Origin of the sequence: Microbulbifer flavimaris (assembly GCF_001641755.2) — a bacterium.
GTDB classification, from domain to species: Bacteria; Pseudomonadota; Gammaproteobacteria; order Pseudomonadales; family Cellvibrionaceae; genus Microbulbifer; species Microbulbifer flavimaris.
This window is the reverse complement of sequence record NZ_LRFG02000005.1, coordinates 302,577-316,093: the sequence shown is the minus strand read 5'-3', so window position 1 is coordinate 316,093 and position 13,517 is coordinate 302,577. Positions and strand designations below refer to the sequence as shown.

General features: G+C 58.7%; 12 protein-coding genes. 6 read left to right on the top strand and 6 right to left on the bottom strand.

Annotated elements, in window-relative coordinates; translation table 11 throughout:
• Nucleotides 1-24: 24 nt before the first annotated feature.
• The 3 genes from AWR36_RS16155 (at nucleotide 25) to AWR36_RS14190 (ending at nucleotide 1,483) form a co-directional block, all read left to right on the top strand.
• A complete protein-coding gene (locus AWR36_RS16155) occupies nucleotides 25-303 on the top strand; it encodes a DUF6116 family protein (protein ID WP_067086246.1) in 279 nt (92 codons plus the stop codon).
• A 158-nt stretch (nucleotides 304-461) separates the two neighbouring features.
• The gene (locus tag AWR36_RS14195; protein ID WP_067086243.1) at nucleotides 462-1,028 is read left to right on the top strand and encodes an RNA polymerase sigma factor; all 567 of its coding nucleotides are present in this window, start codon (nucleotides 462-464) and stop codon (nucleotides 1,026-1,028) included.
• Nucleotides 1,025-1,483 (top strand): hypothetical protein, encoded by a 459-nt coding sequence (locus tag AWR36_RS14190; protein ID WP_067086241.1) that lies wholly within the window; start codon nucleotides 1,025-1,027, stop codon nucleotides 1,481-1,483. Before AWR36_RS14195 ends, AWR36_RS14190 begins: the two co-directional genes overlap by 4 nt.
• Nucleotides 1,484-1,533: 50 nt before the next feature.
• Here AWR36_RS14190 and AWR36_RS14185 read toward each other — a convergent pair whose 3' ends face one another.
• From AWR36_RS14185 to AWR36_RS14160, 6 genes are all read right to left on the bottom strand, one after another.
• Nucleotides 1,534-1,992: a MaoC family dehydratase gene (locus AWR36_RS14185; protein ID WP_067086404.1), complete on the bottom strand. Its 459-nt coding sequence runs from the start codon at nucleotides 1,990-1,992 to the stop codon at nucleotides 1,534-1,536.
• Nucleotides 1,993-2,070: 78 nt separating this feature from the next.
• Nucleotides 2,071-2,856, bottom strand: coding sequence for an SDR family NAD(P)-dependent oxidoreductase (locus tag AWR36_RS14180; RefSeq protein WP_197409285.1), 786 nt, complete (start codon nucleotides 2,854-2,856; stop codon nucleotides 2,071-2,073).
• Between the two features lies 1 nt (nucleotide 2,857).
• Nucleotides 2,858-3,634 (bottom strand): SDR family oxidoreductase, encoded by a 777-nt coding sequence (locus AWR36_RS14175; RefSeq protein WP_067086238.1) that lies wholly within the window; start codon nucleotides 3,632-3,634, stop codon nucleotides 2,858-2,860.
• Nucleotides 3,635-3,706: 72 nt separating this feature from the next.
• Nucleotides 3,707-4,765, bottom strand: a complete 1,059-nt coding sequence (locus AWR36_RS14170; protein WP_231745348.1) for a phosphotransferase — start codon at nucleotides 4,763-4,765, stop codon at nucleotides 3,707-3,709.
• Nucleotides 4,766-4,779: 14 nt separating this feature from the next.
• A complete protein-coding gene (locus tag AWR36_RS14165; RefSeq protein ID WP_067086233.1) occupies nucleotides 4,780-5,988 on the bottom strand; it encodes an acyl-CoA dehydrogenase family protein in 1,209 nt (402 codons plus the stop codon).
• An 81-nt stretch (nucleotides 5,989-6,069) separates the two neighbouring features.
• Nucleotides 6,070-6,741: a histidine phosphatase family protein gene (locus tag AWR36_RS14160; protein ID WP_067086231.1), complete on the bottom strand. Its 672-nt coding sequence runs from the start codon at nucleotides 6,739-6,741 to the stop codon at nucleotides 6,070-6,072.
• Between the two features lie 191 nt (nucleotides 6,742-6,932).
• Here AWR36_RS14160 and AWR36_RS14155 point away from each other — a divergent pair, with 191 nt between their 5' ends.
• From AWR36_RS14155 to AWR36_RS14145, 3 genes are all read left to right on the top strand, one after another.
• The gene (locus tag AWR36_RS14155) at nucleotides 6,933-7,835 is read left to right on the top strand and encodes a LysR family transcriptional regulator (protein ID WP_231745347.1); all 903 of its coding nucleotides are present in this window, start codon (nucleotides 6,933-6,935) and stop codon (nucleotides 7,833-7,835) included.
• A gap of 184 nt (nucleotides 7,836-8,019) precedes the next feature.
• Nucleotides 8,020-10,050: an NADPH-dependent 2,4-dienoyl-CoA reductase gene (locus tag AWR36_RS14150; protein WP_067086223.1), complete on the top strand. Its 2,031-nt coding sequence runs from the start codon at nucleotides 8,020-8,022 to the stop codon at nucleotides 10,048-10,050.
• Between the two features lie 363 nt (nucleotides 10,051-10,413).
• Nucleotides 10,414-13,515 (top strand): Mur ligase family protein, encoded by a 3,102-nt coding sequence (locus AWR36_RS14145; protein ID WP_082679622.1) that lies wholly within the window; start codon nucleotides 10,414-10,416, stop codon nucleotides 13,513-13,515.
• Nucleotides 13,516-13,517 lie beyond the last annotated feature (2 nt).

The following is a 13,517-nucleotide window of genomic DNA, read 5'->3' as shown; positions in this document are numbered from 1 at the left end:
CAGACCAGAGACAAGAGCCGTTCGATGAAAAGAGTGCTGCCCAGTACCCTGGTTGGCTGGTTCCTCGGATATGCGGAAAGACTGGAGCGCCCACGTCTCTTCAAGTGGATTTGTGCGCTGTTTCTCGTCAATCTATTCGTAATTGACCCGCTACCATTCATCGACGAAATCCTCCTCGGGCTGTTCGCACTCTATCTGTCCCGCCAGAAGGCGAATCCAGCGGGCAGTGATACCGGGAAGAGCGGCGGGGAGAAAGTGGTCAAGGGCGAGACGGTCAAGGATGGCCGGGATTCACGCCGCTAGTGCGACGCCGTCCCATGCTGTAGGAGCGCCCGCCAAAAATTGATCTGACCGTCTCTGGCTGAGGTACCAACCACTGTGAAGTGAGTGGACCGTTGGAGGTGGGGTCCCCTAGCAACGCAGTTCGAGCCAAAAACCTTTGCGCACGGAGGCGTGATAGTTTGACCAGAAATGCGTTTCAAAACCTCTCGGACGAGGCGCTGCTCGATTACTACCACTCGACGAGAAATCTTCGGGCCTTCCGGCAGTTATACAGCCGCCATAAAGACAGTCTCTATCGCTACTGCGCGCAAATGAACTTTTCTGCGGCATCCACCGTCCTGGAGCAGCTCTGGCACAGCCTGCTCGAGCGTCCACCGGAACTCTGTGGCCGTCTGTTGCGGAACTGGCTGTTTATTCGCGCAAGCCAGCTACTGACACAGAGCGCCACTGCAGCTGACACCGAGCACAACGGGGAACCGGGAGAGAGTCCGTTAGCCGAAGCAGCCAGGATGGCTCCGGGTGAATCCAGCGCACTGCTCGCTGCGATGCAACAGTTGCCGAGAATCGAGCGCAATATCGTCTTGCTGCATATGGAATGCCGCCTACCGCTGGCGACCATTGCCGACATAGAGCGCATCTCGCTCAAAAAATGTCGGGGGCTTTACCAGCAGGGAAAGGACCGGCTGCGGGAGATCTTACATGGGCCAGAGCGCCAACCCTGGCAAGTGGAAGAGGTGAGACTATGAGTGTCTGCGAAAGAGACTACCAGCTAGCGGCAGCGGCTATGCAGTCACCACACACTCTGGATGAACGGGTACTGCAGCAGGCTCGATCATTCAGGGCCACCCGCCAGAAGTACCCCTGGGTGTCAAAGGCTGCAAGCGGTTGCGCGGCATTCGCCATTGCCGTCCTGCTGATTCATCCGGCCCAATACCTCGGCGCCCTGACTCCGTCAGGGACATCGCACCCTGTCACTACAAGCTCAGAAATCAAAGCCCTCGCCAGCTGGCAGGAGTATGCGGGGGAAGCACTGGCCAGAACCGATCCCTGGTTTGAACTGCGGCAAACCGTCAAGACTGGGGATCACGTTGCGCTCTGCTCCCACTGGCGTGAACAAAAGCGCGGCACGACAGCGGAGAAGCTGCCCGCAGATTTGGCCCAGGAGGCCCGCCGCCACTGTCGGGTTCTTCAACTTCGCTGATACCGCCTCTTCGCCACGGCTCTGCAGCGGTGGCGAAGCCCTTTACCCCCTCAGACAAACTGCATGATCAGCCATTCGGCGATTAACGCAGGTTTCTGCTCCCCCTCCACTTCCATCGTCATTTGCAGAGTGACGAGGAACTGCCCGGGGCTCTTCTCCAGGATATCGAGCACGGTGGCCAACACCCGCACACGACTATTCACCTTGACCGGCGAAACAAAGCGGACTCTGTCGAGGCCATAGTTCATGGCCATCTGAGTCCCCTCAATAGCTAGACCCAGCTGCTCGGCGAAATGTGACAGCAGGGAGAGCGTCAGGAATCCGTGCGCCACTGTACTGCCCAGTGGCGTCTGCTTAGCTGCCTCCGGATCCACGTGAATAAACTGATGGTCAAGGGTGCAGTCGGCAAAGGCATCAATACGTGCCTGGTCAATGGTGAACCACTTCGTGGGCTTCAGCTCAACACCGATATGGTCCGCCACCTGGTCGCGGGGAATGACTGTCGACATCTTGAATCCTCTTTCCATGGATCACTTGTATAGACTGGTGGAGCCCCCCGAGACAATCCGCTACGAGAGGCCTGCCGGTCAGTATGCCGATAAACCCCCATCTACAGCCAGGGCCTGCCCAGTGACGTAAGTCAGTGCCGGCGAGAGCAGCATCACCATGGCTGCAACCACTTCACTGGTATCTGCCAGGCGTTTCATGGGGCAGCCGGACGCCAGGAAAGCCTGGAAATCCTCAGCACTCACACCCTCCGGGGTCTCAATGCCGGTCACCATCGGGGTGAGGGTAAAAAACGGGCAAATGGCGTTAACGCGTACACCGTCCCCGGCGGCCTCGATAGCAGCGGTCTTGGTAAGCCCGATTACCGCATGTTTTGCTGCAGCGTAGGAGGCAATTTTCGGCGCGCCACCCAGCCCCGCCATGGACGAAACATTGAGAATGACACCACTTCCCGCAGCTTTCATCACCGGCAACTGGTGTCGAAGACCAAAGAATACGCCTTTCTGGTTGATGTTGTACTGGCGGTCCAGCTCCGCCTCGTCAGTTTCCTCCAGGGACATGATAGGCGGTGCGACCCCGGCGTTGTTGACCGCGATATCAAGCCCTCCGAAGCGCTCTCGGGCCAGGGAGACCAGCCCCTGACAATCTTTCTCGCGGGAGACGTCGCAATGTTGCGTCGCCAGCTGTACGTCTTCACCGCCCAGCTCATCTGCCAGACGGTCCAGCTCCACGGAATTGATATCGCCGAGGACCAGCCGCGCTCCCCGCTTGCCGAGCTCACGGGCAAGGGCCGCCCCGAGTCCACTGGCAGCACCGGTAATGAGTGCAACCTTGCCATCGAAATCGAGCATCGCATCATTCGTCATATCAAATGCCTCCACAAGCCGTCATGCCACCATCCACAACCACGCACTCGCCGGTGGTGTAACTGGAGGCATCCGATACGAGGTAAAGCACCGTCCCCGCCATTTCCTCTGGCTCGGCATGGCGATGCATGGGGATGTGATCGATCGCTGTTTTGTAGATGCCCTCGTCGGCAAACAGTGCACCGGCAAAATTTGTGCGGGTGAGGCCCGGCAACAGCGCGTTGACGCGGATATTGAACGGAGCACACTCTTTGGCAAATGCCTTGGTCATGTTGACGACGGCAGCCTTGGTTATGGAGTAGATACCCTGCCCCACGCCCGGCTGCAGGGCATTGATCGATGCCGTATTAACAATACAGCCGCCACCCTGTTCACGCATCAACTTGCCGGCCTCGACCGACATGTAAAAATAGCCGCGGATATTAACGTCCACGGTTTTCTCGAACGCAGCGAGATCGGTATCGAGAATATGGCCGAAGTAGGGATTCGCTGCCGCATTATTGACGAGGATATCCAGCCGGCCATATTTCTCGCGGATATGGCCGAACATCTTGCCGATATCCTCCATATTGCCGATATGACAGGCAAAGGCCTCTGCCTGCCCACCCGCATCCACAATCGCATCCGCAACTGCCTTACAACCATCAATTTTACGGCTGGACACAATCACCTGCGCCCCCTGCTCCGCCAGCAGTCGGGCAATCGCCTCACCGATTCCGCGGCTGGCGCCGGTAACCAATGCCACCCTACCCGTCAGGTCAAAAATTTCTGTCGCCATGGATTCCTCTCATTATTGTCTGCGTTACTTGTTATTTGCCACGAATTTTTTATCCGGAAATGCAGGACCGCATCAGTATTCTTTCTCAATCACATCCAGTGCGAAGCGCGCCACAGGATCCACCAGTGCCCCGAGCTTCGCTGCGCTGCGACTGGAGGCATTGCCATCTTGAGCGCGCTTGGCCACTCCCTGAATGATGGCCGCCAGGCGGAAAAAGCTGAACGCCAGGTAGAAGGCCCAGTTGTCGATTCGCTCGATACCGCAACGAGCACAGTACCGGGCGATGTATTCCTTCTCGGAGGGAATGGACAGCTTTGCCCGATCAACTCCCATCAGGCCAGCCATCTTGTCGCCACTTTTTGGCATGCGAAGCTGCATACATTGATAGGCGAGGTCGGCAAAGGGATGACCGAGCGTGGACAGCTCCCAGTCCAGCAGGGCCATCGCCCGCGGGTGCTGCGGATGGAAAATCATGTTATCCAGCCGGTAGTCCCCGTGTACCAGAGCGATACGGCCATCGTCCTCCGGCAGGTGCTGGCCGAGCCACTGAATCAGCGCATCCATTGGTCCCACCGGCTCCAGCTCACTGGCCCGGTATTGCCCACTCCAGCGCTCGAACTGTCGTTCGAAATAATTCCCGGGCTTGCCGTAGTCCGCGAGCCCGACTGTTCCCACATCGATGCTGTGCAACGCTGCCAGGACCCGATTCATCTCATCGTACATCGCCGCCCGCTGCTGGTTGTCCACCTCCGGCAGGGCCGCATCCCAGAAGATGCGCCCCTCACAGTATTCCATGACGTAGAACAGCGAACCGATCACGTCTCGATCTTCACAGAGGTGGATCACTTCCGGCACTGGCACTTCGGTATGTGCCAGTGCGCGCATTACGCGAAATTCGCGGTCCACGGCGTGGGCAGACTTGAGCAATTTACCCGGCGGTTGGCGGCGCAAGACATAGACACCGGCGGCGGTTTCCAGCTTGAACGTGGGGTTGGACTGGCCTCCGGAAAACTTGCTCACCTGTACGGGACCACAAAACCCGGGAATCGCGTGTTCCAGATAGGCAGTGAGCTCGACAAGAGGCAACTGCTCCACCGATCCCGCTTCTGGCTTCATCACTTCTGTTGTCATCGCTTCCCCCGTGATTATTCTGCGCTGTAGCGGGCGGCCAAATTGCGCCCCAGCTGCATCATATGCACCTGGTCCGGCCCGTCGGCGAGCCGGATGGTGCGTGCGTAGGCATATTGCTGGGCGAGGCCGAAATCCTGCCCCAGCCCCGCGGCACCGTGAATCTGAATGGCCCGGTCAATCACGTTGCAGGCCATCTGCGGTGCTACGATCTTGATCATGGCAATCAGGTCTTTGGCTGCCTTGTTGCCGTGGCGATCCATCTGCTCTGCCGCCTTCAGTGTCAGCAGCCGTGCCTGCTCAATCTCGCAGGCAGATTTGGCGATATCTTCCCGCACCGAGCCCTGCTTGCTCAACGGCCGCCCGAAGGCGATGCGCTCTTCAGAGCGGCGCGCCATCATCTCCAGCGCGCGCTGCGCCTGGCCGATCAGGCGCATGCAGTGGTGCATGCGGCCCGGCCCCAGACGCCCCTGGGCGATTTCGAAACCGCGCCCCTCGCCGAAAATCAGGTTGTGCGCCGGAACGCGGACATCGTCAAAAATAATCTCAGCGTGTCCCTCCGGGGCATCGTCATAGCCAAATACGGTCATGGGTCGAATGATCTTTACTCCCGGTGTGTCCACCGGAACCAGGATCTGCGACTGTTGCCGGTAGCGGTCGGGGTTTTCCGCATCCGTTTTACCCATCACGATCAGGATCTTGCAGCGGCGATTGAGGGCACCGCTGATGTAGAACTTGTGCCCGTTGATGACATAGTCGTCACCATCGCGCACGATGGAGGTCTCGATATTGGTAGCATCGGAGGAGGCCACGGCGGGCTCGGTCATGGCAAATGCCGAGCGGATCTCCCCTTCGAGAAGTGGCTGCAACCACCGCTCCTGCTGTTCCGCACTGCCATACTGTGCCAGCACTTCCATATTGCCAGTGTCAGGTGCGCTGCAATTGAAGATCTCGGACGCGAAGAGTACCCGCCCCATCTCTTCAGCCAGTGGCGCGTATTCCAGATTGGTCAGCCCGGCGCCGAAGCGGGGATCGGGCAGGAAGAGATTCCAGAGCTCAGCCTCCCGCGCCTTTGCTTTCAGTTCCTGCAAAATCTGCGGCTCGCCCCAGCGGTCTTCCTGCAGCTGCTCGTGAAAGGTTTTCTCCGCGGGATACACGTGCGCGTCCATAAAGCCCCGCAGCCGCTCCAATAGCTGTTTGACCCGATCCGAGTATTCGAAATCCACGTTGCTTTTCCTCCCCAAATTCTGCGATAAGTAAGGCGAACAGATCAGGCATTCCAGCTGCTCTGGTCTGCTCCATGTCCGCTAGCTGTAAGTGATATATTCCCTGCGCTCTGGTGTTTCCATATGCGGCAGGTGGTTAAAACTGTGCAGGCTGCACTCTTCCCCGCTGCCAAAAAAATGACTGACCGCCGTATTGCGGATTTGCATATTCAGTCGCGTCACGGTTTCCGGGTGCGCGCCCAGCACCTGGCGGATCATCATGGCGATGGCGCCACCGGAACTCACGACCAGGGTCTTGCTGCCCCTCGGGGCATCAGCAATCACCGACAATGCCTCGTCGATACGCCGCTCGAAGGCCTGCCAACTTTCATTGGGCGAGACCTCTCCCCGGGACCAGGCCAGCATGGCACTCTTCAAGAAGCGATAGTAATGGGCGCGGGGACTGCCTTCGCCGGGAACCGCTTGCGGATTGTGCTGGCCGTACAGGCGGGTCAGGGCGTGGAAATCAAATTCATTGAGCTGGGGGAGCAACTGCGGGGTGACGCCGTCCAGCTTCAGCCCCTGACAGAGACCCTGTGCCGTCTCCCGGTGACGGCGCAGATCCCCGCACAGGATCCGGTCGAACTGCAGCCCCTCTGCCCGCCAGTGCTCACCCAGCCAGCGGGCTTGTCGCCAGCCCAGCTCTGAGAGTTTGTCGTAATCGTCTGCCCCGAACGACGCCTGGCCGTGCCGGACGGTAAAAAATTGGGTCACCAGAGTACCTCCGTTAACTCCCTCCACCCTACCGGCCCCCAATAGATCATCAAAGTTTATTATGCGAATATGCAGCCATTCATGCTGGTGATAGCCCACCACTATAAAAAGAACGGCCCAGTGGCATCGCTGGAGCCTGAATTGGCCCGCCAGTAGCCACAGTCTGGCCAGCAATGACGGGAGACAATCGCGTGGCAGGTGCTCAGTTACAGCAGATGGATATGAACCTGTTCCTGGTGATGGACGCCATCTACCGGCAGCGGAACCTGACCCGCGCCGCCGAGCAGCTCCACATCACCCAGCCCGCTGTCAGTAACGCCCTCGCCCGATTGCGGCGCAACCTGGACGACCCGCTTTTCATCCGTACCCCCACGGGCATGAGTCCCACCCCGTTGACTGAGAGCATCATGCCCCGCATCCAGCAGGCGCTGGCATTGTTGGACGGCAGCCTCAGTGCCCAATCCAGCTTCGATCCGACCACCGCGCGCAAGACACTGCGGCTTTCCATGAACGACATGGCGGAAACCCTGCTGCTTCCACGCCTGCTTGAGGCGCTCGAGCAACGGGCACCGGGGATCAGCGTGGAATCCTATTACGTACCCAGAGACCAGCTGGCCCGGGAACTGGCGGCCAATACGTTGGATTTCGGCCTGGACGTGCCCCTGGCCACGGCCACCCAGTTGCAACAGCAGCGGCTCCTGAACGACCGCTACCTGTGCATGTTGCGGGAGGACCACCCGCTGGCCATAGAGGAACGGTTGAGCCTCGACCAGTACCTGGCGCTCGGGCACGTGCACGTTTCCAGCCGCCGCACCGGTCCCGGGGTGGTCGATATCGCCCTCAACAAGCAGGGCCGGCGCCGAGCGATCAAGCTGCGCGTGCAGCACTACCGGGTCGCGCCCCTGGTGGTCATGCGCACGGATCTTGCTCTGACAGTACCCGCCAGCCTCGCGGGGCAATATCCAGCCCGCCTGTTCGAGCTCCCCTTCCAGATCCCACAAATGGACTGGCACCTGCTCTGGCACCGCAACCAGGACAGTGACCCGGCGAACCAGTGGGTCCGCAAGCTGCTGCTGGAGCTGTTCTACCGCTGACCTGATTACCCGCTGACCGGTTTTCCCGCTAAGAAGGAGCGAAGCAAAGCCAAAGAATTCGGCCGGTATGGTCACTGCCTGCCCTTCCTGCCCCCTGCTATTCTGCCGAACCAATCAAACACCGCCGGTGGCGCGCCCATCGGGGGAACCGGCACAGCGAGCCAGAAGAAGAGAGACAGCCGCCATGTCCCAGCCATACCCCAACCTTCTTGCCCCCCTGGACCTGGGCTTCACCCAGCTCAAGAACCGTGTCCTGATGGGCTCCATGCACACTAATCTGGAAGAGCATCCGGGCGGGTTTACCCGGCTTGCCGCCTTCTATGCCGAGCGGGCCCGCGGAGGCGTAGGCCTGATCGTGACCGGCGGTATCGGGCCCAATGAAGAAGGGGGGGTCTTTATGGGCTCCGCCAAGATGACCACCCCGGAAGAGGCACAGCAGCATCGTGAGATCACAGACGCCGTGCACGCTGAGGGCGGCAAGATCTGCATGCAGATCCTCCACGCTGGCCGCTATGCCTACAATCCGAACCTGGTTGCGCCCTCGGCAGTTCAGGCTCCGATCAATCCCTTCCCCCCGCGGGAGCTGACCAGCGAGGAGATCGAGGGCCAGATCGATGACTACGTGCGCTGCGCCACCCTGGCCCGGGAGGCCGGTTATGACGGCGTGGAGATCATGGGTTCCGAGGGCTACTTCATCAACCAGTTCATTGTGTCGCGCACCAACAAACGCACCGATGAGTGGGGTGGCAGCTTCGAGAATCGCATCCGCCTGCCGATTGAAATCGTACGTCGCGTGCGCGAGGCGGTCGGACCAGAGTTCATCATCATCTACCGGCTCTCCATGCTCGACCTGGTCGAAGACGGCAGCACCTTCGATGAGGTAGTCGCACTGGGCAAGGCCATCGAGGACGCCGGGGCGACCATCATCAATACCGGCATCGGCTGGCACGAGGCCCGTGTGCCGACCATCGCCACCAGCGTGCCCCGCGCCGCTTTCACCGCCATCACCGCCAAGGTCAAGCAGCACCTGCGCGTGCCGGTGATCACCAGTAACCGCATCAACATGCCGGAAGTAGGTGAAGAAGTGCTCGCCGCCGGCCATGCGGACATGGTCTCCATGGCGCGGCCATTCCTCGCTGACGCCGACTTCGTCAACAAGGCGGCAGAAAGCCGCGCCGATGAAATCAACACCTGCATCGGCTGCAACCAGGCCTGCCTCGACCATACCTTTGAGATGAAGCTCACCTCGTGCCTGGTGAACCCCCGTGCCTGTCATGAAACAGAGCTGAACTATACAACCGCGGAAGTGAAGAAGCGTATCGCTGTGGTCGGCGCTGGCCCGGCGGGTCTCGCCGCCGCCACCGTCGCCGCCGAGCGCGGGCACAGGGTCACCCTGTTCGAAGCCGGCGACAAAGTTGGCGGGCAATTCAATGTGGCCAAACAGATCCCGGGCAAGGCAGAGTTCGAAGAAACTCTGCGTTACTTCAAGCGCAAGCTGGAACTCACTGGTGTCGCTGTGAAACTGAACCACCGTGTAACCGCCGGTGAACTGAAGGATTTCGATGAGGTGATTCTTGCCACCGGCATCAGCCCCCGTACGCCACCCATTCCCGGTGTCGAAAATGAAAAAGTGCTCGGCTACCTGGATGTGCTGAAGGAGAAAAAGCCGGTAGGCCAGCGGGTCGCGATTATCGGCGCCGGCGGCATTGGCTTCGACGTGGCGGAGTATCTCACCCATGAGCACGACCACCAGGAGCAGCTGCTCGCCAGTGATCGGGATGAGTTTTTCCGCGAATGGGGCGTGGACATCGAACTGAACCAGCGGGCGGGCCTGCAGCAGCCTGAAGCGGTATCTTCACCGCGACAGGTCTACCTGCTGCAGCGCAAGACCAGCAAGGTGGGTGCCGGCCTCGGCAAAACCACCGGCTGGATCCATCGCACCAGCCTCAAGCATCGCCAGGTGGAAATGATCGCGGGCGCCCAGTATGAAAAGATCGATGACAAGGGCCTGCACCTGCAACTGGGCGAAGAATCGCGCCTGCTGGAAGTTGACAACATCATCATCTGTGCCGGTCAGGAGCCGGAGCGGACCCTGCACACCGAGCTGGAGAAACTCGGTATCCGCTCCCATCTGATTGGCGGGGCTGACGAAGCGGCCGAACTTGACGCCAAGCGTGCTATTGACCAGGGGTCCCGTCTCGCAGCCGGACTGTAAATACTCCCGAGCATATTCCACCAATCCAACGGCCCGTCACGCCGGTGGGTTGGTGGTCTTTCCCCGAATCCCCCCGCCTTCCTGTCCATTTTCCTTTTACGCTCAATATTAGAATCCTGTTGCTTTACTGATGAGCTTCTGGATATTGCCTTCGAAATAACCACCGCTTCGGGGTTCTTTGTTATCCCTCCCGTCCAGGGCAGGCTGCTGCGCGACAGATCCGGTCGAGCGCTATACTGCTGTTGATCCTTATCTGGGTAATGCCAGAGAAAAGTCGGCTGTGCGTCAACCTCTTAACAAAGCCCCTTTTCCCATTACCCAGATCAGAGCCGCAAATGCCACGGATGGTTGCAAATAACAAGCATGTCTCTTTCCGAACTCCTGATACAGGTGCGCCCACAGGTCGAGCGGCAAATCAGCCGGAACCAGGCGCCGATAGTGCTCTTCGCCTCAATCTGCGATAGTGAGCAAAGGGCCCATACGAGCCATTGCAAGGCCCAGACCTTTGACGAAGCCTGGCGGCAGATTGCTTCTCAGGCGCAGACCACTGCCAGAAAACGCAAGCTGCAGGTCAAGTGGCTCAGGATTGACTGGGTAACCTCGATAGAGGCCACCACCTGGGAGGGGCTGGACGCGCGCCTGAAAAAAACCAAACGTGGCTACTTCCGCCATGGTCTCGCTTTCGACCACGATCTCCGTTTTGCCCTGCTGGAGATGGAGCTGAATGCCAATGCCATTTGCTATGGCGGCAACCAGGTTGAACATGCCGTATTCAACCATGGAAATTTCCAGAAATACGCAAAGCGTCGTTTCAATCGGGTCCCACAGCTGGACTCAGTCGAAAAACAAGCGGTATTCATTCTTTCCACCAAAGGCATCTTCGCCAGCAATGTAACCCCTCCCATCTACCTTTACGGGCCAGGCCGCAATGCGGGACGAAGACTGGTCAACAGGCTGGATACGTCGCTGGTCACTGATCTGGTGAGATCCAGCAGCGAATTCCTGGCCAGCCAGGTTCGCTCCAACGGACGCTTTTATTACGGATGGCATGCCTGCTTTGACCGTCCGATCAACACCTACAACACACTGCGCCATGCCAGTAGTACCTATGCGATGATCGAGGCATGGGAGGTAACAGAAAGTCCGCAGCTCAAGTCTGCCATCGAACGCGCACTGGGGCATCTAACCGAGACGTTGATCCAGCGCGTCACGCTCCCCAATGGGCAGCGGGTAGCATTTCTGGTCGAGAGCAATGGAGAGGTCAAACTCGGCGGCAATGCAGTCGCTATTCTGGCGCTAGTCAAGTATTCCCAGGCAACAGGGTCGACCAGATACCGGGAATTGCTGGAGCAGCTGGCCCTCAGCATCCAGTACATGCAGAACCCGGACAGTGGCCAGTTCCTGCATGTCCTCCAGTTTCCCGAACTCAACGTCAAACAGGCATTCAGGATCATTTATTACGATGGTGAGGCGGCATTCGCACTGATGCGCCTCTATGGCCTCACAAAAGACGAACGCTGGCTCAATGTGGTGGAGAAAGCGTTCGATTACTTCATCGAGGCCGGGCACTGGCGAGCTCATGATCATTGGCTGAGCTATTGTGTCAACGAACTGACGCTCTACCGCCCGGAAGAAAAGTACTTCCGCTTTGGCCTGCAAAATGTGGCCGACTACCTGGACTTTGTCGAGAACAGGATCACCACCTTCCCCACCCTGCTTGAGTTGATGATGGCCGCGGAAAGAATGGTCAAGCGATTGCAGCAAAGCGAGAAGCATCGCCACCTGCTGGACCTGCTGGATCTCGATCACTTCTACCGCGCCCTGGACAAAAGGGCCTACCATCTGCTGAATGGCTATTTCTGGCCGGAAACCGCGATGTTCTTCCAGAACCCTGGCAAGATCACCGGGAGCTTTTTCATTCGACACCATGCGTTCCGATTGCGTATCGATGATGTGGAGCACTACTTGTCAGGCTTTGTCGCCTATCGCGAATTCTTACTGAAAGGGGGAAAGCAGGTCGTCAATCAACCATCACGGGTATCGGATGGGACAGCTCCGCCAGCGTCCGGGCCCAACTGGAACCGCGAAAACCTGCTCATCGCTACAGGAGGACAGTGGCTTGGCCAGATGCCAGCGAAAGAGTGGTCTGCTACGGGCCTCTGCGTCTACCGGGGTGGTATGAAACCTGGCAACCTGATAGCTCTGCGCTCTCAGGGCGGAAATCGGTTTATTCCCCGCAGCGACCTATCTCGACTGCCATTTACACCCCAGGCAATCCTCGCCGAGGGAATGAAAGACCATTTGTCAGATTTGCCCGCACCCGTGTTGCGAGTTCGGGATGTACGCACCGCAGTACTGGACATGGGAAAATTTGCACGCAAAAAACTGACGGGCACTGTAATTGGCATTACCGGTAGCGCTGGAAAGACAACGACCGTCGCCATGCTCCATCACTTGTTGGGGCCCTGGGGAGGAGCAGCCAAGTCAGAAGCCAACGCCAATCTTCCGGTGGGCATCGCCTGGAACCTGGCTTCGATACCGTGGCAATCGCGCTTCACACTGGTTGAGATGGCCATCGGCAGCATGGACAAAAATTCCGCTCTCGCACGCCCTCATGTAGCTGTGATTACGAACATTCACAAAGCTCACCTTGAATACCACAAGACTACGGAAGAAATCGCCGTCAAGAAGGCCCGGATATTCTCTGCCATGGAGCCCGGCGGGCTTGCAATCTTTAACCGCGACATCCCCGAGTGGCCCATCATCCAGTCTGCAGCGGAGCAGGCGCAGCTCAGGATCATTACTTTCGGCCGTCACCCCGACAGTAATGCCAGACTTACTGACTACGACCCTGCCACCGGTCTTGCCAAGGCCACCATTGGCAACAACGAGGTAAACTTCACGGTCGGCAGTATGGGCCTGCATATGGCGATGAACGGGCTAGCTTGCCTCACCGTCATCGATGCACTCTCACTCGATATCAATGCTGCATTGCCGTTGACAGGATTGTTCCAACCACCCTCCGGGCGTGGAGACCTGCTCGAGGTGGCCCTCGACAACAGGAAAATCCACCTGATAAACGATGCCTACAACGCCAATCCTGGTTCCATGCAAGCAGCCCTGGATCGCCTCAATCACAGTGCAGCGTCACAGACGCGAGGAAGAAAAATACTGGTTCTGGGCGACATGCTGGAACTGGGGGATGACTCCGAGCAGTGCCATCAGGATCTCGTACCCAAAATACAGGCCTGTAACCCGGATTCGGTTTTTCTGGTAGGCAAGCAGATGGCCGGGATTTTTCACCCCTTGCGTGAGAGCGGCATCAGGTGCTCAAGTCACGATGACCACAACAGCTGCACAAACCAACTCGCTGAAGAGCTTGAACAGGGAGACCTGGTGCTGCTGAAAGGCTCACACGCGACAGGACTGCACCACATCGTCCGGCAGTTGCATGACCGTTCATGACC

What these genes read in the sequence shown, in the direction of transcription:
- AWR36_RS16155 (WP_067086246.1), top strand. Translation starts at nt 25, where the DNA reads ATGAAAAGAGTGCTGCCCAGTACCCTGGTTGGCTGGTTCCTCGGATAT.
- AWR36_RS14190 (WP_067086241.1), top strand. Translation starts at nt 1,025, where the DNA reads ATGAGTGTCTGCGAAAGAGACTACCAGCTAGCGGCAGCGGCTATGCAG.
- AWR36_RS14185 (WP_067086404.1), bottom strand. Translation starts at nt 1,992, where the DNA reads ATGTCGACAGTCATTCCCCGCGACCAGGTGGCGGACCATATCGGTGTT.
- AWR36_RS14180 (WP_197409285.1), bottom strand. Translation starts at nt 2,856, where the DNA reads ATGACGAATGATGCGATGCTCGATTTCGATGGCAAGGTTGCACTCATT.
- AWR36_RS14175 (WP_067086238.1), bottom strand. Translation starts at nt 3,634, where the DNA reads ATGGCGACAGAAATTTTTGACCTGACGGGTAGGGTGGCATTGGTTACC.
- AWR36_RS14170 (WP_231745348.1), bottom strand. Translation starts at nt 4,765, where the DNA reads ATGACAACAGAAGTGATGAAGCCAGAAGCGGGATCGGTGGAGCAGTTG.
- AWR36_RS14150 (WP_067086223.1), top strand. Translation starts at nt 8,020, where the DNA reads ATGTCCCAGCCATACCCCAACCTTCTTGCCCCCCTGGACCTGGGCTTC.
- AWR36_RS14145 (WP_082679622.1), top strand. Translation starts at nt 10,414, where the DNA reads ATGTCTCTTTCCGAACTCCTGATACAGGTGCGCCCACAGGTCGAGCGG.